The organism is uncultured Sphingopyxis sp., from assembly GCF_900078365.1.
In the GTDB taxonomy this organism is placed as follows: Bacteria; Pseudomonadota; Alphaproteobacteria; order Sphingomonadales; family Sphingomonadaceae; genus Sphingopyxis.
The window spans coordinates 1,928,618-1,949,525 of the sequence record NZ_LT598653.1; the positions used below are offsets into that span (position 1 = coordinate 1,928,618).

Sequence of the window (20,908 nt, forward strand, 5' to 3'; positions counted from 1 at the left end):
GAGGAAGGCATCCAATCCGTTCGCGTGCATGTCAGCGCCAGTTGACGTAAACGTCAAGTTGATTTGCTGGGCGGGCGGATTATCGCAGGTCGCATGACCCAATTCACGCTCCCCGATTTCGACCTCGATGCCTTTGTCCGCGCCACTTTGGCGGAAGATCTGGGCGCGGGGGGCGACATCACCTCGATGGCGACGATCCCCGCGGAGGCGCGCTTCGGCGGCGTGATGGACAGCCGCGATGCGATCACCGTCGCGGGGCTGCCGATCGCCGAGCGATTCTTTCGCGCGCTCGACCCCGGCATGGAGATCGAGATTCTCGTCGCGGAGGGCGCCGAGATTGCCGCCGGGAGCGACCTGATGCGCCTGTCGGGCAATGCGCGCGCGCTGCTGACCGCCGAGCGTTCGGCGCTCAACACCGTGCAGCATCTGTCGGGCATCGCAACGATGACGCGGCAATATGTCGATGCGCTGGCAGGGACGGGCGCAACCTTGCTCGACACGCGCAAGACGATCCCGGGACTTCGCGTGCTCGAGAAATATGCGACGCGGATGGGCGGCGCGAAAAATCATCGCATGGGGCTGTGGGACGCGGCGATGATCAAGGATAACCATGTCGCGGTCGCGGGATCGGTCGAGGAAGCGGTACGCCGCGCGGTCGATGCGGGAATTGAAAGCATCATCGTCGAGGTCGACCGGGTCGAACAGGTCGAGCCCGCGCTGAACGCCGGCGCGACGCACCTGCTGCTCGACAATATGAGCCTCGACGAACTTCGGACATGTGTCGCGCTGGTCGATGGCAAGGTGCCGACCGAAGCGTCAGGCGGCGTGCGGCTCGATACGATCGGAGCGATCGGCGCGACGGGGGTGACCTATGTTTCGGTCGGACGGCTGACGCAGTCGGCGCCGGCGGCGGACATCGGGCTCGACTTTGCGCTGGTTTGATGAACAAAGCGTCGCCCCCGCGAAGGCGGGGGCCGCTGTCGGCGTAGCGCAAGGTTGCCAGCGGCCCCCGCCTTCGCGGGGGCGACGGCTTATGATATTGGCGCTGTCAGTCGTCGCGCCGGTCGCGGCGCAGGCGCAGGCGTTGTCCTGCTCGGTTCCCGACCGCATCCCCGTTCCGCGCCTCGAACAGCCGCGCCGGGGCGAGCCGGTGCGCAGGCCCGCGACCACCGGCTATTTGCTCAGCCTGAGCTGGTCGCCGCAGCATTGCGCCGATGTGCGGAGCCCGAAAGGCGCGCGCGACCGCTTTCAATGTTCGGGCGAGAATGGCCGTTTCGGCTGGGTGCTCCACGGGCTGTGGCCCGAAACCGACGGGCCCGGCTATCCGCAATGGTGCCGCCCGGCGAAGATCGTGCCGCAGCCGGTACTGAGAAAGCATATGTGCATGACGCCCTCGGCGCAGCTCCTCCAGCATGAATGGGCGAAGCATGGGACGTGCATGAGCCCGCATCCCGCCGCCTATTTCCGCGCGGCGGAGATATTGTTTCGCGCGGTGCGCTTTCCCGACATGAAGGCGCTGGCCGCGAAGCCGCAGACCGCGGGCAGCATCCGACGCGCCTTCGCCGCCGCCAATCGCGGGGTGACGACGCCGATGATCGCGGTTTCGGTCGACCGGCAGGGCTGGCTCGACGAAGTGCGCCTGTGCCTGGGGCCGCGGATGAAGCCGGCGCGCTGCAAGCCGTTTCAGGCGGGCGCGAAGGACGGCCGCCGCGTGCGCGTGCGGCCGATGCCCAGGGATTAAGCAGTCGGCGCGAAAGCGTCCCGCCGCGGGACGGCGGCGCGTTAACACTCTTTTAACCTTATCGACTCGTTAACATCGCCCTAGCTTCGGGTGCATGGACTCGGACGATCATATCGATATTCGCGAGCGGGTGCGGGCACATGGCGCGCGCCAGCTGGCGATCGCCCGACTGAACGCGCCCGAGGACTGGCAAGGCGAATTGCGCGCGGCGATCGCGGCGCATCGCGAGCCGGTAACGATCTTTTCGGGCAATGATTTCCGGTTGTTTCTTCAGAGCTTCGCCATCTTCTTCACCGCGACGATGATGTTCTTGATCTGAGGTCGGGTTTCGACCGGTAGCGGACATTGCGCTTTAAAATATCCGTTCGCATCGAGCGAAGTCGAGATGCCCCTCGGGCCAGGCGCTACATCGATGGGTGTCTCGACTTCGACCAAAGGTCGAAGTTTATCCTGAGCGCCTGCCAAGGCAATCGAAGGGCTCGACACGAACGGAACAAGGGAACATCCGCTACCGACAGATTGCTGCCGTCTCTTTATTCGTCACCCCGGACTTGATCCGGGGTCCCGCTTGATGCCGAAGACCGGTCGATGCCCCAAAAAGCGGGATCCCGGGTCAAGCTCGGGATGACGAGGGGCTGAAACCGACCGAAACTAGCCGTCGCCCCCGCGAAGGCGGGGGCCGCTGTCGGCTTACGTGGGCACCGCTGATTAAGGCCGCTGGCGGCCCCCGCCTTCGCGGGGGCGACGGTTATAGGCAACGCCCGCTCTCCACCCCAGAGCAGATATCAGGTGTGCCGTCGCCGGTTCCGGTCAGTCGCATGCCCGGTGGAGCTTGACCGCCAGCCAGGCGGAGACGAGGCACATCGCGGCGCTCATCAGCAGCTGGTCGACGACGCCCACCCCGACGAGGCCGAGGCCCATCGCGAGCAGCGAGCCGGCGACCATCGCGCCCGAATTGACGATATTGTTCGCGGCGACGGTGCGCGCGGTCTGGTCCTTGGGGACGGTGGTGGTGAGGAAGGCATAGAGCGGCACGACGAACATGCCGCCGCTGATCGCGATGCCGAGCAGCGCGGCGAGCAGCGCGATCACCGATCGATGACCGAGGAAGCCGCCTATGTCGTAAAGCGTGCCCGCCGGTTCGGCGCCCCAGTTGCGGCACACCCAATAGAAGGCAACGACGAACAGGCCCATGACGATGACGCTGGCGGGGCTGTAGCGCGCCGACACCTGCCCCTTGAGCAGGCGGTTGACCGCGACCGAGCCGATCGCGATGCCGATCGAGAAGATGGCGAGGAACAGGCTGGCGACGCTCTTGTCGGCGTGGAGGATATTCTTCACGAGCGGCGGGAACTGGATGAACAGCACCGCGCCGATCGTCCAGAAGAAGCTGATCGACAGGATCGCGAGATAAAGGCGCGGGATGTGCATCGTGCCGCGGACGAGGGCGACCGACGAGCGGACGATGTGCCAGTCGATTCCCGTTTCCTCATGCTCGGGCGGCGCGGGGGGCACTTTGCGCCCGGTCCAATAGCCGATGCCCGCGACAAGGACGACGCCGAGCGCCGCCCATTCGACGTCGATCACGCCGGCGAGGATCGTGCCCGCGAGGATCGCGATATAGGTGCCCGCCTCGACCAGCCCGGTGCCCGCGAGCACTTCGTCGCTTTTCAGGTGCTGCGGCAGGATCGCATATTTGATCGGGCCGAAGAAGGTCGAGTGGATGCCCATGGCAAAGAGCGCGAGCATCATCAGCGGGATCGCGATCAGATGCACCGCGAAGCCCATCCACGCGAGGACGAGTCCGAGGCCGCCGACAATCATGATCAGGATCTCGCAGAATTTGACGATGCGAATGATCCGCGCCTTGTCGCGCGTGTCGGCAAGCTGGCCCGCGAGCGCGGACAGGAGGAAGAAGGGCAGGATGAACAGCCCCGTCGCGACCGCGCTGAACAGCGTTTCGGACGCCTCGTCGTTGAACACGCCATAGACGACGAACAGCACCATCGCATTCTTGAACAGATTGTCGTTGAACGCGCCGAGGAGCTGGGTGACGAAAAGAGGGAGGAACCGGCGTTGCTTCAATAGCGCGAAGGAGCCGGTCATGCGTGATCCATTCTTTTGAGCATCCTTGGTTGTCGCCCGGGGGGCTTATCGGGTAGGGGAAGCGGGGTCAAAGCCCATTTTCTCAAACATTCAGGCAATCAGGGTCATGCTCAGCCTTCCCAATATCCTGACCCTCTCGCGAATCCTCGCGGTCCCCATCCTGCTTTTCCTGCTGTGGCCGGGGGTGGTCGAGGGATCGCACCAGCCGAAGCCGATCGACTATGCGCTCGCCTTCGGCCTCTATTGCCTGATGGGCATCACCGATTATTTCGACGGCTATGTCGCGCGCTCGCGCGGGATCGTGTCGCGGCTCGGCGCCTTCCTCGATCCGATCGCCGACAAGATCATGATCGCGGCGGTGATCCTGCTGCTCGTCTTCACGCGCGACATCGCGGGCTGGCACGTCATCGCGGCGCTGATGATCCTGCTGCGCGAGATCATCGTGTCGGGGCTGCGCGAATTTCTCGCGACGCTCCAGGTGTCGATGCCGGTGACGCAGCTCGCCAAGTGGAAGACGACCTTCCAGCTCGTCGCGTTCGGCGCGCTGATCCTTGCGGGCGCGCTGCCGGCGATGGCGTGGATCAAGAGTGTCGGGCTCGCCTCGCTGTGGGGCGCCGCGGTGCTGACGCTGATCACCGGCTGGGATTATCTGCGCGTCGGCCTGAAGCATATGGATTGATGGTGCTGGAGATCGCCTATTTCGCCTGGGTGCGTGAACGGATGGGCGTCGCGGCCGAAAGTGTCGAGCTTCCCGGCGAGGTTGCCGACGTTGCCGCGCTGCTCGCGTGGCTTGGCGCGCGCGATGAGCGCGGGGCGCTGGCTTTTGCCGAACCGCACCGCATCCGCGCGGCGATCGACGGGACGATGATGGGCCCCGACGCGCCGCTTTCGGGTGCGCGCGAGGTCGCGCTGTTTCCGCCGGTCACCGGCGGATGATCCGCGTGTCCGTCCAGCCCGCGGCGATCGACGTCGCCGCCGAGTTCGACCTGCACGATGCCGGCGGCCACGGTGCGAGCGCGAGCTTCGTCGGGCGCGTGCGCGGCGAGGACGGGCTGACCGAACTGTTCCTCGAACATCATCCCGCGATGACCGAGGCGGGGCTCGCCGCGCTCGCCCATGGGGCGTCCGATCGCTGGAAGCTGTCGGCGCTGACATTGATCCACCGCGTCGGCGCGATGGCGCCCGGCGAGACGATCGTGCTGGTGCTGGCGAGCAGCCCGCACCGCGCCGAGGCGCTGGCAGCGTGCGAGTTTATGATCGACCGGTTGAAGACCGATGTGATGCTGTGGAAGCGCGAGACTTTTGGCGATGGGCGGGTGCAGTGGGTCGAACCTCGCGAGGAGGATCAGCGCCGGGCAGAGCGGTGGAGCTAGCCGGTCATAAGGCGCGCGGATGTCTGTTTTGGGGTGGATTGCTCCATTCCCAACATTCGTCATTCCCGCGAAAGCGGGAACCCACTGTGGGGTCAGCCTACGCGCGCTCTGGGTCCCCGCTTTCGCGGGGATGACGATATGAGGCCGCAACCGGCCGGTCTCAGACATTCGTCATCCCGGACTTGATCCGGGATCCATTCTTTCTACGCTGCGTGAATAGACCCCGGATCAAGTCCGGGATGACGATGTAAGATAGGTCCGCTCCCGGTCGTATCCGGCCTTCGTCATGCGACCTGATGCTTCCTGAAAATATCGGCCAGCAGGCGGAATTCGTCGGCGCGCGGGCTGCCCTTGCGCCAGACGAGCGCGATGGTGCGCCAGTCATGCTCCGAATCGAGCGGGCGGGTGTCGATGTCGGTGTGGTCGAGGATGCCCGCCTCGATTGCCATTTGGGGAAGCATCGTGATGCCGAGGCCGTTGTCGACCATCTGCACCAAAGTGTGGAGCGAGGTGCCCATCATCCGCGCGCCGGCGCGCAGTTCGGGGCGGTTGCACGCGGCGAGGACATGGTCCTTCAGGCAATGCCCGTCCTCGAGCATCAGCATCTGCGCCGGATCGAGCTGATCGGCGCTGACCATCGCGGGGAGCTCTTCCGACTGGTCGCCCGGGAAGGCGACGAAGAGCGCGTCGTCGAACAGTTTCTCGCTCTCGACGTCGCCGCACGCATAGGGCAGCGCGAGGAGGACGCAGTCGACGGTGCCGTGATGGAGCGACTCGCACGCCTGCGCGCTCGGCTCCTCGCGTAGAAAGAGCTTCAATGAGGGGCGTTCCTTGCGCAAGCGGGGGAGCAGGCCGGGGAGCAGAAAAGGCGCGATCGTCGGGATGACGCTCATCCGGAGTTCGCCGACCAGCGGCGCCGACGCCGCGGCGGCCATGTCGGCGAGTTCCTCGGCCTCGCGCAGCACGCGGTGCGCCTTTTCGACGATGGCGTTGCCGAGCACCGTGAAGCGGACGACGCGGCGGGTGCGCTCGACGAGCGTCTGGCCGAGCAGCGTCTCGAGCTCGCGGATGCCCGCCGACAAGGTCGACTGGGTGACGTTGCACGCATCGGCGGCGCGGCCGAAATGGCCGTGCTCATGCAGCGCGACGAGATATTGCATCTGTTTGAGCGAAGGGAGGTAGTTGTGCATTGATCGAATGTAGCAATTACCGGCGCAATTTCGAGAGGTTTTCTCGATTGTATTTCGCGACCATAGTGGCGGCGATCCTTGTCGTTCGACGTCGCGCCGTGATAGCTATGCCCGATCAACCGGCGCGGAGGGGCGGATGGCGATTTCCCGATTTCTGATCGGCGGCGTGGCGAGCGCGCTGCTGCTGACCGGCGGGCTGTTCATGTGGAAAGGCTATACGCAAATCGCCGAGGTCGAAGTGTTGCCCGACCCGCCGCCGGCCTTGCCCGCGATTCCCGCGGCCGCGGCGAATGCGCCGAAGCGCGGCCCGGCGCCGCCCGCGCTGCCCGCCGCGAAAGAGGCGTCGCGCGAGGAGCGGCGCTTCAACCGCTTCGACCGCGACCGCAATGAACGGATCAGCCGCGTCGAGCTGATGTCGTCGCGTACGGCGGCGTTCCGCAAGCTCGACACCGACGGCAATAATCTGCTGACCTTCGAGGAATGGGCGGTGACGACGGGCAAAAAATTCGCGGGCGCCGATGCCGACAGGTCGGGGGACCTGACGCGCGCCGAGTTCGCGACGACGGCGCCGAAGCGGAAAGCGAAGCCGAAGTGTCGTTGTTGAGGCATTTCGTCATTGCGAGCGTAGCGAAGCAATCTCCAGCCATCGTCCCGCCTTGCCGATAGCTGGAGATTGCTTCGTCGCTACGCTCCTCGCAATGACGGTGCCGGTCAGGCAGCGACGCCCTCAGCCAGCCTGATCCACTCCGCGAGCTTCGCGCCCGCGCGCTGCGTATAGCCGAGCTTGCGGTCCTTCTTGCGCACATCCTCGGCGAGCGGGGGGAAGAGGCCGAAATTGACGTTCATCGGCTGATAGGATGCGGCGTCGGCGCCACCGGTGATGTGGCCGAGGAGCGCGCCGAGCGCGGTTTCGGGGGGCGGCGGGGGCAGAGTGCGGCCCGCGAGCTCGGCGGCGGCGAAGCGCGCGGCGACGAGGCCGATCGCGGCGCTCTCGACATAGCCTTCGCAGCCGGTGATCTGCCCCGCGAAGCGGATATGCGGCGCGGATTTGAGGCGGAGTTGCTGGTCGAGCAGCTCGGGCGAGCGGATGAAGCTGTTGCGGTGGAGCCCGCCGAGGCGCGCGAATTCGGCCTTTTCGAGCCCGGGGATGGTGCGGAACAGCTCGACCTGCGCGCCATGTTTAAGCTTGGTCTGAAAACCGACCATGTTCCACAGCGTCCCGAGCGCATTATCCTGACGCAACTGGACGACCGCATAGGGCCAGCGCCCGGTGCGCGGATTGTCGAGGCCGACGCCCTTCATCGGCCCGAAGCGCAGCGTTTCGACGCCGCGCTCGGCCATCACCTCGATCGGCATGCAGCCCTCGAAATAGGGCGTGTCCTTTTCCCAGTCCTTGAAGTCGGTCTTTTCGCCGTCGATCAGCCCCTGGACGAAGGCGTGATATTGATCCTTGTCCATCGGGCAGTTGATATAGTCTTTGCCATCGCCGATCGGGCCGACCTTGTCCCAGCGGCTCGCCATCCACGCGACGTCCATGTCGATGCTGTCGCGGTAGACGATCGGGGCGATCGCGTCGAAAAAGGCGAGCGCGTCCTTGCCGGTCGCCGTGCCGATGCTCGAGGCGAGGCCGGCGGCGGTGAGCGGGCCGGTGGCGACAATCGTCAGGCCCTCGGCCGGCAGAGTGTCGATCCGTTCGCGGACGATGGTGACGTTGGGGTGCTCGGCGAGTGCTTTCGTGACGCCGCCCGAGAAGAGGTCGCGGTCGACCGCGAGCGCCGATCCCGCGGGCACCTTGGTCGCGTCAGCCTCGCGCATGATGATCGAACCCAGCGCGCGCATCTCGCGGTGGAGCAGACCGACGGCATTGCTGTCTCCGTCGTCGCTGCGAAAGCTGTTCGAGCACACCATTTCGGCGAGCGTGTCGCCCTGATGCGCGGGGGTCGTATCGCCGCCCCCGCGCATTTCGGACAGGCGCACGCGGCAACCCGCCTCGGCCAGCTGCCACGCCGCCTCGGAGCCCGCGAGGCCGCCGCCGATGATGTGAATGTCGTAGCTCATCTAGCATGTCCGTTGACTTGATTGGGTGGGCTGCGCACTAGGCCGGTTGGGAGCAAGATGCAAAGGGGCGGAAGCTGATGACGGGAGAACAGGGTTGGGATCGCGCGCGCTGGCTGTGGTGGCTGGCGCTGGCGGGCGGCGTGAGTTTCATGATCGCCGTGGTGCAGCGGCTCGACGGATCCGCGATCTGGGCGTGGAAAACGAGCGGAGTCGGCTTTCTGGCGCTGTGGGCCGCGGCGAATGCGCGCAGCCGCGACGGCTGGATGATCGCGGCGGCGCTCGGTTTCGGGGCGCTCGGCGACTGGCTGCTCGACGCGAAGGGGCTCGAGACGGGCGCCGTCGCGTTCGTGGTAGGCCATCTGGTGGCGATCGCCCTGTATCTGTTCAACCGGCGAGCGAAGATGACCCCGTCGCAGCGCCTGCTGGGCTGGCTGGCGATGCCCGCGACGCTGGTGATCGTCTGGGCCGTGTTGAGCCCGGCGCCCGGCTGGTGGCACGCCGCGATCTATTCGCTGTTCGTCGCCGCGATGGCGGCCGCGGCATGGACGAGCCGATTTCCGCGTTATCGCACCGGAATCGGCGCGATGCTTTTCCTTGCCAGCGACCTGTTCATTTTCGCGGGCGAGGGCGGGGCGTTGTCCAAAGGCGTCACGATGTGGCTCGTCTGGCCGTTCTATTTTGCGGGGCAGGCGCTGATCGCGTGGGGTGTCGTGAGCACGCTGTCGAAAGAGGCGCGCGGCTGATCAGGAAGGCGGCGCAGCCTCGCCGGCGAGCAGCGCCTCGATGTCGGGGATCGGGCGGTCGGTCATTTCCTTGACATGCTCGCCGACGATCCGCGCGCCGACCTCCTTGTGCCAGAGCGGGCGCAGCTCGCCCATGGTGCGCGCCGGGGCGACGACGACGAGCGCGTCGAACTGGCCGTCGAGCGCCATTGCATTGACCTTTTCAGCGAGATCGCGCGCGAAGCGGTCTTCCTCCTGCTGGTGGAAATCGGGTTCGCCCATCGTGCCGCCCGGAAGGCCGCTGCCGCCGGGGGCGGGCGACCGGCCCGCGGCGTCGGTCTTGATGTCGCTGTCCTTGCGGTCTTCGCGCGTCCGGTGCGAGGCGGTGCGCAGGTCGATCCGCTGCTCGTCGCCCCGATTGCGCAGGAACAGCGCCTTGCGGCCGTCGGCGACGAGGACGAGCGCGTCATGGGGGAGGGTCATGCTATTGCTCCTTCTGACGGGAGCAACGCATGGGAAGGGGCGAGGTTTCGGCGGGGCGTGGGGACAGCGAGACGGTCCGGCGGTTTTCGGCTGGTAACTGCCGTCGCCCCCGCGAAGGCGGGGGCCGCCAGCGGCCTTAATCAGCGGTGTTGCGTAAACCGACAGCGGCCCCCGCCTTCGCGGGGGCGACGGTTGTAGGCAACGACCGCTCACCACCCTTGAACCGGTCGTCAGGCGGTCCCCTCCCACGCCGCGATCGTCGTGCGGTGGAGCAGGCGGTCGTGGCCGTCGTAACCGCCGGTTGCGCGGTGGAGCAGCGAGCGATTGTCCCACATGACGAGCATGTCGGGTTCCCAGGCGTGGCTGTAGCGGAACTCTTCGCGCCCTTGCCACTGGATGAGTTCGTAAAGGAGGGGCAGAGCCTCGCTATCGTCGAGGCCGTCGAAGCCGATGATATAGCCCGCGCAGCCGAAGAGGCCGAGGCGGCCGGTTTCGGGATGCGCGCGCACGAAGGGGTGGAGCCAGGTTTCGAGCGCCTCCTCGTCCGACCGGATATCCATGCTGCGGTTCTTGTCCTTCGCGCCGTACATGCCCTGCGGCGCATAGCCGTTCCGCGCGCTGTGGATTGCCTGCAACCCCTCGATGCGTGCGCGCAGATCGGCGGGCATCGCGTCGAGCGCGGCGTGCTGATTCGCAAATTCGGTGTTGCCGCCGACGGGCGGTATGGTGATGCCGAACAGGCAGGTGCCCGCGGGCGGACGGGCCTGAAAGCTCCAGTCGCTGTGCCAGTTTTCGGCGAAGAGCGGGGCGGTCTCGTCGGCCTTTCGCTTCACCGCGATGATATGTTCGCGGCCCGGGATCGGGCGGATGAAGGGATCGTCGCCGAAGCCGCCGAAATAGCCGGTGAAACGCTCGAGATCGTCGTCGCTCATCTTCTGGTCGGGAAAGGCGAGGACATGATGGTCGAGCCATGCGGCGCGGATATTCGCGATCGTCCCGGCATCAAGCGGTTGCGTCAGGTCGACCCCGGTCACGCGCGCGCCGCACGCCTGACCGCTGGGGGTGATGGTGAGCGTCATGGGAAGCGATGGTGCGCCGATTGCGGCGCGCGGTCAATCGGGAGCGGCAGGGCGCCCCGAAATATCGCCGAGTTGATGCGGGGCGGGGTGCGGAAGCATCGGCAATTCAGCGGGGCGCCATCTTTGCGGTCCTAATCTGCTCCACGGGGGGCAAGATGGAGAAGACAGATGTTCCTGCTCAAGAAATTGGCGTTGGCGGCGTTGATTGGCGCCAGCACCGTCGCGGCATTGCCCGCCGAGGCGGAGGCGCGCGACCGCCATCACCGCCATGGCTATTATGGCGACCGCGATTATCGCGATTACCGGCGCGACTATCGACGCGATTACAGGCGCGACTATCGCCGCGATTACCGGCGCAGCCACTATCGCGACCGCCGCTATTATTGCCGCCGCGGCAGCGGCACCACGGGGCTGATCGTCGGCGGCGCCGCAGGCGCTTTGCTCGGGCGCGAGGTCGATCGTTACGGCGACCGTCTGCCGGGCACGATCATCGGCGGCGCCGCGGGCGCGCTGATCGGACGCGAGATCGATCGCGGCGGCCGCCGCTGCTGATCGGCGGCGGGGGTGCCGGCTGGCGCCCGCGCCGCGCGAGCCACGGTTCGCGCCGGCGCGGCGTCACGGTCGTTTGCGGTCTGCGAATAAGAGCGTAGAGTGGTATCCGGCGGAAGATCGTCCCGCCGTTCCTGGTGGAGGCCGCTAATGAAGTTCCTGGCAAAATTCGCGGTGGCGGCTGGCTGCGGCGTGTCGCTGGCCGTTGTCGCGCCCCAGGGCATCGCGGCGCTCCAGCAAGGGGCGAAAGCGCCCGATTTCACGCTGAGTGCGGCGCAGGGTGGCAAGCCGTTCAGCCTGTCCTTGCAACAGACGCTGAAAAAGGGGCCGGTGGTGCTCTATTTCTTTCCCGCCGCCTTCACACCCGGCTGCACGATGGAGGCGCATCTGTTCGCCGAGGCGAGCGACGATTTCAACAAGCTCGGCGCGCGCGTCGTCGGCGTCACCGCGGGCAATATCGAGCGCGTCGCCGAATTTTCGAAATCCGAATGCCGCGACAAATTTGCCGTTGCCGCCGATCCGGGCGCGAAGGTCGCGGCGAAATATGATTCGACCATGCGGCGTCCCGACGGGACGATGCTTTCGAACCGGACATCCTATGTCATCGCGCCGAACGGAACGATCCTGCTGAGCTACACCGACAGCAAGCCGCAGGCGCATGTCGAAAAGACGATGGCCGCGGTGCGCGCATGGAAGGCTCGGCGGCGCTGAGCCGGGCGACGTTTGCGGAATGCCTGTTTGCGGCCGATTGCGGCCGTTGCTCTCCCCTCCCGCTTGCGGGAGGGGTTGGGGGTGGGCAGCGACGCCGCGATTGCCCACCCCGCTGCAACTAGCGAACAAGTTCGCAAGTTTCGCTGCCCCTCCCGCCTGCGGGAGGGGAAACCAGTTCAACAGCTCAACGGCAGTTCCCCACCCAAAAACGGTCATTCACATCGCAAGGCGGTGCTGTGGAGTCCCGGGCGGGCCTTTGGAAATCAATCGTGCCTTTGCAGGCTCACGACCGCGTGGATCGGCAGTTCGGCGTAGATATGCGGGAAAAGATCGCCACCGCGCGCGGGCTCCCAACGGACAGCGTCGCCGAGGCAGGCGAGATCCACCTCGGCGATCATCAACCCGGTCTGGTCCGCGAAATATTTGGCGATCGTCGCCTCGAGCTGCTCGGCGGTCGACAGGTGGATATAGCCGTCGGCAATATCCACCGGCGCGCCCCGGAACACGCGTTCACGCTCGAAATCGGCCCATTGCTGTGCGGTGAGCACCTTGAAGGCCGTCGCGGGCGTCATTCCGGGGAAGCCTCCGTCGCGGGCGTTTCGGCTTCGGCCTCTTCATTGCCTTCCGCCGCTTCCTCGTCGCCTTCCTCGATCAGTGCCGCCGAAACGACATGCTCGTCCTTTGCGACATCGAACAGCCGCACGCCCGCGCTGCCGCGGCCGATGACGCGCAGCGAATCGAGCCCCATGCGAATGAGCTTCGCCTGATCGGTAACGAGCATCAGCTGATGCGCCTGCGTCGCGGGGAAACTGGCGACGACCGGCCCGTTGCGGGCGATATTGTCGATGTTGGTGATTCCCTGGCCGCCGCGACCGGTGCGGCGATATTCATAGGCCGACGACAGCTTGCCATAGCCATTGGCGCAGACGGTGAGGATGAATTGCTCGCGCCCCGCCAGTTCGGCGAAGCGTTCGGCGGTCATCTCGGGCGCGCCTTCCTTTTCGGCCTTCCACGGCGCAAAGCGCAGATAATCCTCCCGCTCGTCCTGATCGCGCATGCCGCCGCGATGCAGGATCGACAGCGAGATCACCTCGTCGCCATCGGCAAGCCTCATCCCGCGGACACCGGTCGAATTGCGGCTCTGAAACTCGCGGACGTCGTCGCCGGCGAAGCGGATCGCCTTGCCCTGACGCGTCGCGAGCAGCACGTCGTCGCTCTCGTCGAGCAGCGCGACGCCGATCAGCCGGTCGTCCTCGTCCTCGCCCTCGAACTTCATCGCGATCTTGCCGTTCGAGGGCACGTTGGTGAAAGCGTCCATGCTGTTACGACGCACGCTGCCCTTCGCGGTTGCGAACATGACGTGCAGCTTGCCCCATTCGGCCTCGTCCTCGGGCAGCGGCAGCACGGTCGAGATGGTTTCGCCCTGCGCGAGCGGCAGCAGGTTGATCATCGGGCGGCCGCGCGTCGCGGGTCCGCCCTCGGGCAGGCGCCACACCTTCATGCGATAGACCTTGCCCGCGGTCGAGAAGAAGAGCACCGGCGTATGCGTCGAGGTGACGAACAGCTCGGTGACGACATCCTCGTCCTTCGTCGCCATGCCGGCGCGGCCCTTGCCGCCGCGCCTTTGTGCCCGGAACGTGTCGAGCGGGGTGCGCTTGATATAGCCGTCGAGGGTGACGGTGACGACCATCTCCTCGCGCTCGATCAGATCCTCGTCATCGATCCCGTCGGCGGCGGGGGCGACGAGCGTCTTGCGCGGCGTCGCGAATTCGTCGCGCACCGCGACCAGCTCCTCGCGCATCACGCCATAGAGTTTGACGCGGTCGGCGAGAATCGAAAGCAGTTCCTCAATCTCGGCCGCCAACTCACCGAGTTCCTTGCCGATTTCGTCGCGGCCAAGTGCGGTGAGGCGGTGGAGGCGGAGGTCAAGGATCGCCTTCACCTGTATTTCGGACAGGCGATAGGTCGCGCTCTCTTCCATCTCGCCCTCGATCGCCTCGACGAGACGGATGTAGGGCGCGATCTCTCCGATCGGCCATTCGCGCGCGAGCAGGGCTTCGCGGGCGGCGGCGGGCGAGGGTGAGCCGCGGATGATGCGGACAACCTCGTCGAGGTTCGACACCGCGACGACGAGACCGAGCAAGATATGCGCGCGATCGCGCGCCTTGGCGAGTTCGAACTTGCAGCGGCGGGTGATGACCTCTTCGCGGAAGGCGATGAAGGCGGTCAGGATGTCCTGCAACCCGAGCATTTCGGGGCGGCCGCCGCGGATCGCGAGCATGTTCGCGGGGAAGCTCGACTGCGCCGGGGTGTGGCGCCAGAGCTGGTTCAGGACGACCTCGGCGGTCGCGTCGCGCTTCAGCTCGATGACGACGCGGACGCCTTCGCGGTTCGATTCGTCGCGAATGTCGGCGACGCCCTCGACGCGCTTGTCGCGCGCCGCCTCGGCGATCTTCTCGACGAGGCCCGACTTGCCGACCTGGAACGGAATCGACGTCAAAACAATCGATTGGCGGTCGTTCCTGCCTTCCTCGATTACATGCGTCGAGCGCATCATGATCGAGCCGCGCCCGGTCGCATAGGCGCTCCGCGCACCGCCCTGGCCGAGCATCATCGCGCCGGTCGGGAAATCGGGGCCGGGGACGATCGCCATCAGTTCCTCGAGCGTGACCGGCGGCCCGCCTTCGAGCTGACGGTCGATCATCGCGAGCGTCGCGTCGATCACTTCGCCCAGATTGTGCGGCGGGATGTTGGTCGCCATGCCGACCGCGATGCCGCCCGCGCCGTTGACGAGCAGGTTCGGGAAGCGCGCCGGGAGCACCGTCGGCTCGTCGCGGCTCGCGTCATAATTGGGCTGGAAGTCGACCGTATCCTTGTCGAGATCGTTCAGCAGCACCATCGCGGTCTTGGCGAGGCGCGCTTCGGTGTAGCGCATCGACGCCGGCGGATCGGGGTCCATCGAGCCGAAATTGCCCTGACCGTCGATCAGGGGCACGCGTAGCGACCAGTCCTGCGTCATGCGCGCGAGCGCGTCGTAGATCGCGCTGTCGCCGTGCGGGTGATAATTGCCCATCACGTCGCCGACGATCTTCGCCGATTTCTTGTAGGGGCGCCCCGGGACGAAGCCGCCTTCCTGCGCCGCATAGAGGATGCGGCGATGCACCGGCTTCAGCCCGTCGCGCACGTCGGGGAGCGCGCGGCTGACGATCACGCTCATCGCGTAATCGAGGTAGCTTGTCTTCATTTCGTCGACGATGTTGATCGGCGAAACGCCGTCGTCGGACGGTTGCATAGGCGTATTTTCTTCGGTCAAGACCCGGCCTTTTTCTGCTCTTTCGGGAGATGGGCTTGGTCTAGCCGATGGGGGCAGGAAAGACCAGCGATTCGGTCGGTTTTCGGGAGATTTTTTGCGATCTTCGACATTGCCGGGACGTTCTCGATTCTGCTGTTCTTCCAGAGGCTTGCCACGACGTCATAACATCCACTTCTTCGTCATCCCGGCGAAGGCCGGGATCTCGCCATCTCGCTGCCATGCACCGGCGAGATCCCGGCCTTCGCCGGGATGACGAGAGTTGTTGTGGTGGGTCTTGCCAATCGCTTCGCTGTCCCTAAAGCTTCGCCGCGATGACCGCTGCCGAGAAATATTGGCGCCGATGGCCCTGATTGCGCTGGTCGGCGCTTCCGAAACGCTGCCCGACGGGACGCTGCGCGCGCTCGTCACCGTCGCCGGCGAGCCGCTGATCGAGCGCCAGGCGGCGCGCCTGGCCGATGTCGGGGTGACGCATATCGCGGTCGCGGTCGGCGCGGTGCCGGGCGAGCTGCTGGCGACCTGCGACCGCATCCGCCGCCGGGGGATGAAGGTCACGCCGGTGCGCGCGGCGAGCGACCTCGTCCCGCTGGTCGAGGGTGACGACCGGATCATCCTCGTCGCCGACGGGCTGCGCGCCGGCGGCACTCATTATGCGGCGATCGCGAAGCCCGGATCGCCCGCGATCCTCGTCACCGGCGACACGATGCTGACGCAGGGGTTCGAGCGGATCGACGCGACGCGGCGCTGGGGCGGGCTCGCCTCGATCTCGCAGCCGATGGTCGCCGAACTCGCCGGCATGCCCGGCGAATGGGACATGATGCTGACCCTGCTGCGCCTAGCGGTGCAGGCGGGGGCGCGGCGGCTCTATTGCGAGCCCGCCCTGTTCGAACAGGGCGAGATCGCGATCGTCGCCGACCGCCCGACCGCGGCGCTGATCGAGCAAGCGAGCCTGCAACAGGTCGAATATGGCGGCATGGGGCTCGGGCGGTCGGCGATCATGATGCCGGTCATCCGGCTGGCGGGACCGCTGCTCGTCAAATCGCCGGCGACCGCGCGCTATCTTCCTTATGTCACCGCGCTCCTGTGGGTGGCGGTCGCGCTGCTCGCCGCCAGCGGCCTCGCGGCGGCGGGGGCGCTCGTCGCGATTCTCGGCGGGCTGGGGCTGGCGGCGATGCGTTTCCTGTCGGCGTTTCGCGCCGAAAGCGCGGCGCAGGACCGCGCGCGCGACGTCATCCGGACTTTCGCCTGGGTGCTGCTCGCCGTCTTTCCCTGGCTGCTGTCGCTCGCCGGGCCGGGACAGAAGATGCCGCCCTTTTCGGAAGCCGCGCTCGCGCCGTGCCTCGCCGCGACGATCCTGCTCGCGCGTGCGCTTTACGAAGATTCGGGAGAGCGGCGGCGCTTTCACTGGCTGCTTCCCGACGCGGACGAGGCGTGGATTTTGCTCGCGCCCGCGCTGCTGTTCGGCTTCGCGCCGCTGATGTTCGCGATCCTGCCGTTGCTCGCGCTGTTCCAGATCCTGCTCTGGCTCCGCCTCGCGCGCCGCCCGGAGGCGCGATAAAACAACAGCCTTCAAGGTTTAAGGCCTATTAACGTCATGCTGATATTGGCGGACGCGCATGAGTGAATCACTCTTCTCTCCCGGCATCGACCCGCCGTCGCCGACGCTGTCGGCGCGCTTGCGCGAGCTGGCGGATTATCTGGCCGCGCCCGCCGCGGGCCGGCTGACTGAGGAGCAGCGCGCGCTGTCGCTGGGGATCGCGCGGCGGATGGTCGCCGACGTCGCGGCGCGGCTCGACCCCGCCATCGACATCAGCCGATTGTGGAGCGAGTGGCTCGCTGGCGGGCTGCCCTCCGCAACCCGATTGGCAGCAATCTGCTTCGCGCGCGCCGAGGAGCATCGCTGGCGCGAACAGTCGGCGCAGCGTAGCAGTCCGCCGCCTCTGTTGTCCGACGCTGAAGCGGCGGATCACGAGGGGGCCGCCGCTGCCGAAGCCCTGTCCGATGTCGACCGCGCCCATCTGGCGGTGCGGATCGCCGACCGCCGGCGCTTCGACGCGCTCGGCAATCCGGCGGTCGCAATCGCCGACCTCGATCCCGAGATTTTCCGGACGCTATTGCTCGACATTGCCGCGTGGCGGCTGGCCGAGGTGAGCAAGGATGCGAAGCGCGCCGCCGAGCTTGGCGATGCCGTGCGCGCGGAGACCGACAGGCAGGCGAAGGAAAGCGGGATCGCCGACGCGGGCCGGGCCTATCATGCCGCGCTCGGCGCCGATGCGTCCGATGCGGCGGCGGCTGCGATCGCGCGGCACGACTGGCCGGTGCTGATCGCGCTCGCGGCGGCGGCGCATCGCCGCGGCTACGACGATATGGCGCTCGCGCTGCTGACCGCCGAGAGTGCGGCGCTGCCTTCGCTGTTCGCGCCGCTGCGCCTCGACCATGTCGCGCTGGCGCCGCTCGAGGCATCGCTGGCGATGCTGCCGTCGCGCGCGGTGGGCGATGCGGGCCATGACCAATTCCCGGCTGCGGAGCGTGCGCGGTGACCGAGCGCGTCATCCGGGGCCGCATCGACCGGTCGGGCGCGCTGGTGAGCGCCGACGCGCCGCTGCTGCGCCTGCAACAGCGCGCGGGCGCGGGGCTCGACAAGCCGCTCGCGCTGCCGCATCTCGCACGCCTCGTCACGCTGGCGCAGCGATTGCACCGCGACATCAGCCGGCCGCTCTATGCGGCCGACGACCATAGCGACATTCACGCGCTCGTTCGCATCACCCCCGACGCCGACGGCGCGAGCCTCGAGATCACCGACTGGCGCGCGCGGCCGCTGGTCCAGCCGCAGGTGCCGCCGATCGCCGAGGGCGCGGTGGTTCCGCAAAGCTGGACGTGGGAATGCGACCAGCAATTGCGCATCGTCGCGCTGCGCGCCGCCCCCGGCGCCCTGCCGGTGCCCGAAGGCTGGGAAGGGCGCTCGCTGTCCGAACTGTTCGAGCTTCAGCCCGACGCGGACGGCCGCTTTCCCGTGCTGCGCGCGCTGGCGCGGCAGGCGCGCTTCGAGGGGCAGCGCGTCCGGGTCGCGGAGGCGGCGATGACACTTGCCGGCGAAGCCCTGTTCGACGCGACGGGACGCTTCACCGGCTTTCGCGGCAGCGCGGTCGCCACCGAAGCGCAGCCCGCGGCCGAGCACAAGACGCCCGGCGCGCTCGTCGATCCGGCTTTCGGATCGCTGCCGCTGTCGGACCCGCAGTTCGGCCGCCGCATCGACGGCGCGCTGCGCGGGCCATTGAGCCGCATCATCGCGACGGCCGAGACGATTTCGGGACAGTTCGACGGGCCGATCCGCGCAGATTATGCACGCTACGCGGGCGACATCGCTCACGCGGGGCGCCACTTGCTCGGCCTCGTCGACGACCTTGCCGACCTCCAGAATATCGAGCGTCCGGGCTTCAAGGCGGCGCGCGACGAAATCGATCTCGGCGATCTCGCCCGCCGTGCCGTCGGCCTGCTCGGCATGAAGGCCGAGGAAAAGGGCATCCGCATCGATGCGCCGCGCACCGACGACCGGGCGCCGGCTTTTGGCGAGTTCCGGCGCGTGCTGCAGGTGCTGCTCAACCTGCTCGGCAACGCGATCCGCTATTCGCCCGAAAATTCGCAGATATGGATCCGCGTCGACCGTGAGGAGGGCCGCGCGACGGTGACCGTCGCCGACCAGGGGCAGGGGATCGACGCCGAGCAGCAGGCGGTGGTGTTCGAGAAATTCGAACGGCTCGGACGCACCGACAGCGGCGGATCGGGGCTGGGACTCTATATCGCCCGCCGGCTGGCGCGCGCGATGGACGGCGATCTGACGGTCGACAGCGCGCCGGGGCAGGGCGCGCGGTTTACTTTGAGCCTGCCGGCGCGTTAGCCGGCTTTGGGCTGGGAGCGGACACACCAAACACTCGTCATTCCCGCGAAAGCGGGAACCCAGCGAGCTGACGTCGCTACTGGGTTCCCGCTTTCGCGGGAATGACGAAGTATAAGGGAGGCCGCAGTTCACGGCCGATAGCCGCCTTCCTGCGGATCAGCGCCTACTGCCCATATCCCGGCGTGCCTGCCAACCGCACGGCTTCGCGTGCCGCCGCGAAGAGGGCGCCGGCTTTCGCCTCGCACTCGCGCTGTTCATAGGCGGGATCGCTGTCGGCGACGATGCCCGCGCCGGCCTGGACGTGCATTTCGCCATCCTTGACGATCGCGGTCCTGAGTACGATGCAGCTGTCCATGTTGCCGTCAGGGGCGAAATAGCCGACGCCGCCCGCGTAGGGCCCGCGCGCGTCGGCTTCGAGTTCGGCGATGATCTGGCACGCGCGCACTTTAGGAGCGCCGCTGACCGTGCCGGCGGGAAAGCCGGCGAACAGCGCGTCGATCGCGTCCTTGCCGGGCGCGATGCGGCCGATGACGTTCGAGACGATGTGCATGACGTGGCTGTAGAACTCGACCGTATAGCTGTCGGTGACGGTCACGCTGCCGCCCACCGCTGCGCGGCCGACGTCGTTGCGGCCGAGGTCGAGCAGCATCAGATGTTCGGCGCGTTCCTTGGGATCGGCGAGCAGGCTGTCGCGATTCTCGACATCCTCGGCGCTGGTGCGGCCGCGCGGGCGGGTGCCCGCGATCGGACGGATCGTGATCTCGCCATCCCTGACCCGCACGAGAATCTCCGGTGACGAGCCGATCAGCGCGAAGCCCGGCAGATCGAGGAAATAGAGGAAGGGCGAGGGGTTCACGCGGCGGAGCGCGCGATAGAGGTCGAAGGGCGGCAGGTCGAACGGCGTCGAGAAGCGCTGCGACAGCACGACCTGAAAAATGTCGCCCGCGGCGATATAGCCCTTCGCCGCGGCGACCATTTCGGCGAAGCGCGCGGGCGTGGTGGCGGGGTCGGCGGCGATCGCTTCGGGCAGCGCCGCCGTCGTCGCGCGATCGGCGTGCGCGCTGGCGCTCGACAGGCGCGCGGCGATGGTGTCGAGACGATCCTGCGCGGCGTCGATCATCCGGTCGATCGCGCCATGGGCGTCGGGCCAGATCGGCGCGATCAGAAACAGTTCGTCGGCGAGCCGGTCGAAGACGAGGATCACCGTCGGGCGCACGAAGATCATGTCGGGCAGGCCGAGGCCCGCCCCCGGCGCGCGCGGGATGCGCTCGACAAGGCCGATCGTCTCATAAGCGAAAAAGCCGACGAGCGTTGCGAGTGCCTTCGGCAGCCCCTCGGGCACGTCGAAGCGGCATTCGGCGACGAGGTCACGCAGCGCCTGCAGCGCGCCGGTTTCGAGCGGCGCGAAGGCCGTGCGGTCGCGGCGCCAGTCGCGGTTGAGCCGCGCGGCATCGCCGGTGACCTCGAACATCAGGTCGGGGTCTAGCCCGATCAGGCTGTAGCGTCCGCGCGTCTCGCCGCTCTCGACCGATTCGAGCACCCAGTCGCCGCGCCCCGGATCAATCAGCTTGAGCGCCGCCGAGACGGGGGTTTCGATGTCGGCGATCAGCCGCTGCCAGACGACCGCGCCGCGTCCCTGCGCCAGCGCCTCGAGCGCGGCGGCTCTTCCCTCGATGCTCACGCCGGCC

Annotated in this window: 21 protein-coding genes; 13 read left to right on the plus strand and 8 right to left on the minus strand. The window is 67.2% G+C overall.

The window, feature by feature from the left end; genetic code table 11:
* Positions 1-93: 93 nt before the first annotated feature.
* From nadC to QZL87_RS08805, 3 genes are all read left to right on the plus strand, one after another.
* Positions 94-942 (plus strand): carboxylating nicotinate-nucleotide diphosphorylase, encoded by an 849-nt coding sequence (gene nadC / locus QZL87_RS08795; protein WP_295326465.1) that lies wholly within the window; start codon positions 94-96, stop codon positions 940-942.
* A 91-nt stretch (positions 943-1,033) separates the two neighbouring features.
* Positions 1,034-1,741 (plus strand): ribonuclease T(2), encoded by a 708-nt coding sequence (locus tag QZL87_RS08800; protein WP_295326467.1) that lies wholly within the window; start codon positions 1,034-1,036, stop codon positions 1,739-1,741.
* Between the two features lie 94 nt (positions 1,742-1,835).
* Positions 1,836-2,060: a hypothetical protein gene (locus QZL87_RS08805; protein WP_295326469.1), complete on the plus strand. Its 225-nt coding sequence runs from the start codon at positions 1,836-1,838 to the stop codon at positions 2,058-2,060.
* Between the two features lie 491 nt (positions 2,061-2,551).
* On the opposite strand, the gene QZL87_RS08810 is transcribed toward QZL87_RS08805, so the two are convergent.
* Positions 2,552-3,847: an MFS transporter gene (locus tag QZL87_RS08810; RefSeq protein WP_295326471.1), complete on the minus strand. Its 1,296-nt coding sequence runs from the start codon at positions 3,845-3,847 to the stop codon at positions 2,552-2,554.
* A 106-nt stretch (positions 3,848-3,953) separates the two neighbouring features.
* On the opposite strand from QZL87_RS08810, the gene pgsA reads away from it, so the two are divergent.
* Genes pgsA through QZL87_RS08825 form a run of 3 tightly spaced genes read left to right on the plus strand, consistent with a single transcriptional unit; the run spans position 3,954 to position 5,220 of the window.
* Positions 3,954-4,526 (plus strand): CDP-diacylglycerol--glycerol-3-phosphate 3-phosphatidyltransferase, encoded by a 573-nt coding sequence (pgsA, locus tag QZL87_RS08815; RefSeq protein WP_295326474.1) that lies wholly within the window; start codon positions 3,954-3,956, stop codon positions 4,524-4,526.
* Positions 4,526-4,783, plus strand: a complete 258-nt coding sequence (gene moaD / locus QZL87_RS08820) for a molybdopterin converting factor subunit 1 (protein WP_295326476.1) — start codon at positions 4,526-4,528, stop codon at positions 4,781-4,783. The genes pgsA and moaD overlap by 1 nt, the downstream gene beginning before the upstream one ends.
* Positions 4,780-5,220, plus strand: a complete 441-nt coding sequence (locus QZL87_RS08825; RefSeq protein WP_295326478.1) for a molybdenum cofactor biosynthesis protein MoaE — start codon at positions 4,780-4,782, stop codon at positions 5,218-5,220. Before moaD ends, QZL87_RS08825 begins: the two co-directional genes overlap by 4 nt.
* Positions 5,221-5,504: 284 nt before the next feature.
* On the opposite strand, the gene QZL87_RS08830 is transcribed toward QZL87_RS08825, so the two are convergent.
* The gene (locus QZL87_RS08830; RefSeq protein WP_295326481.1) at positions 5,505-6,410 is read right to left on the minus strand and encodes a hydrogen peroxide-inducible genes activator; all 906 of its coding nucleotides are present in this window, start codon (positions 6,408-6,410) and stop codon (positions 5,505-5,507) included.
* 136 nt (positions 6,411-6,546) lie between these two features.
* Between QZL87_RS08830 and QZL87_RS08835 the strand changes: the two genes are divergently transcribed.
* A complete protein-coding gene (locus tag QZL87_RS08835) occupies positions 6,547-7,014 on the plus strand; it encodes a hypothetical protein (protein ID WP_295326483.1) in 468 nt (155 codons plus the stop codon).
* Between the two features lie 107 nt (positions 7,015-7,121).
* Here QZL87_RS08835 and trmFO read toward each other — a convergent pair whose 3' ends face one another.
* Positions 7,122-8,468, minus strand: coding sequence for a methylenetetrahydrofolate--tRNA-(uracil(54)-C(5))-methyltransferase (FADH(2)-oxidizing) TrmFO (gene trmFO, locus QZL87_RS08840; protein ID WP_295326485.1), 1,347 nt, complete (start codon positions 8,466-8,468; stop codon positions 7,122-7,124).
* A 77-nt stretch (positions 8,469-8,545) separates the two neighbouring features.
* Here trmFO and QZL87_RS08845 point away from each other — a divergent pair, with 77 nt between their 5' ends.
* Complete coding sequence (locus tag QZL87_RS08845) at positions 8,546-9,211, plus strand: lysoplasmalogenase family protein (protein ID WP_295326487.1); 666 nt, start codon at positions 8,546-8,548, stop codon at positions 9,209-9,211.
* On the opposite strand, the gene QZL87_RS08850 is transcribed toward QZL87_RS08845, so the two are convergent.
* Together QZL87_RS08850 and QZL87_RS08855 are read right to left on the minus strand one after the other, a co-directional pair.
* Positions 9,212-9,673 (minus strand): host attachment family protein, encoded by a 462-nt coding sequence (locus tag QZL87_RS08850; protein ID WP_295326490.1) that lies wholly within the window; start codon positions 9,671-9,673, stop codon positions 9,212-9,214.
* Between the two features lie 230 nt (positions 9,674-9,903).
* A complete protein-coding gene (locus QZL87_RS08855) occupies positions 9,904-10,752 on the minus strand; it encodes a TauD/TfdA family dioxygenase (RefSeq protein WP_295326492.1) in 849 nt (282 codons plus the stop codon).
* Positions 10,753-10,920: 168 nt separating this feature from the next.
* Between QZL87_RS08855 and QZL87_RS08860 the strand changes: the two genes are divergently transcribed.
* Positions 10,921-11,304 carry a glycine zipper 2TM domain-containing protein gene (locus tag QZL87_RS08860; RefSeq protein ID WP_295326494.1) on the plus strand — a complete coding sequence of 128 codons (384 nt, stop codon included), beginning with the start codon at positions 10,921-10,923 and terminating at the stop codon, positions 11,302-11,304.
* A 147-nt stretch (positions 11,305-11,451) separates the two neighbouring features.
* The gene (locus QZL87_RS08865; RefSeq protein WP_295326497.1) at positions 11,452-12,012 is read left to right on the plus strand and encodes a peroxiredoxin; all 561 of its coding nucleotides are present in this window, start codon (positions 11,452-11,454) and stop codon (positions 12,010-12,012) included.
* A gap of 263 nt (positions 12,013-12,275) precedes the next feature.
* Here the strand turns inward: QZL87_RS08865 and QZL87_RS08870 are convergent, their stop codons facing one another.
* Both QZL87_RS08870 and gyrA read right to left on the minus strand, forming a co-directional pair.
* Positions 12,276-12,584, minus strand: a complete 309-nt coding sequence (locus QZL87_RS08870) for a DUF952 domain-containing protein (RefSeq protein WP_295326500.1) — start codon at positions 12,582-12,584, stop codon at positions 12,276-12,278.
* On the minus strand, positions 12,581-15,304 hold the full coding sequence (gene gyrA, locus QZL87_RS08875; RefSeq protein ID WP_295326502.1) for a DNA gyrase subunit A: 2,724 nt from the start codon (positions 15,302-15,304) through the stop codon (positions 12,581-12,583). The genes QZL87_RS08870 and gyrA overlap by 4 nt, the downstream gene beginning before the upstream one ends.
* A gap of 361 nt (positions 15,305-15,665) precedes the next feature.
* On the opposite strand from gyrA, the gene QZL87_RS08880 reads away from it, so the two are divergent.
* The 3 genes from QZL87_RS08880 to QZL87_RS08890 are packed head-to-tail and all read left to right on the plus strand — an operon-like array spanning position 15,666 to position 19,220.
* Positions 15,666-16,880 (plus strand): hypothetical protein, encoded by a 1,215-nt coding sequence (locus QZL87_RS08880; protein WP_295326505.1) that lies wholly within the window; start codon positions 15,666-15,668, stop codon positions 16,878-16,880.
* 58 nt (positions 16,881-16,938) lie between these two features.
* Positions 16,939-17,862, plus strand: a complete 924-nt coding sequence (locus QZL87_RS08885; protein ID WP_295326507.1) for a hypothetical protein — start codon at positions 16,939-16,941, stop codon at positions 17,860-17,862.
* Positions 17,859-19,220: a HAMP domain-containing sensor histidine kinase gene (locus tag QZL87_RS08890; protein WP_295326509.1), complete on the plus strand. Its 1,362-nt coding sequence runs from the start codon at positions 17,859-17,861 to the stop codon at positions 19,218-19,220. The genes QZL87_RS08885 and QZL87_RS08890 overlap by 4 nt, the downstream gene beginning before the upstream one ends.
* Before the next feature lie 163 nt (positions 19,221-19,383).
* Here QZL87_RS08890 and QZL87_RS08895 read toward each other — a convergent pair whose 3' ends face one another.
* Positions 19,384-20,901, minus strand: a complete 1,518-nt coding sequence (locus QZL87_RS08895; RefSeq protein ID WP_295326511.1) for a chorismate-binding protein — start codon at positions 20,899-20,901, stop codon at positions 19,384-19,386.
* Positions 20,902-20,908: the final 7 nt, after the last annotated feature.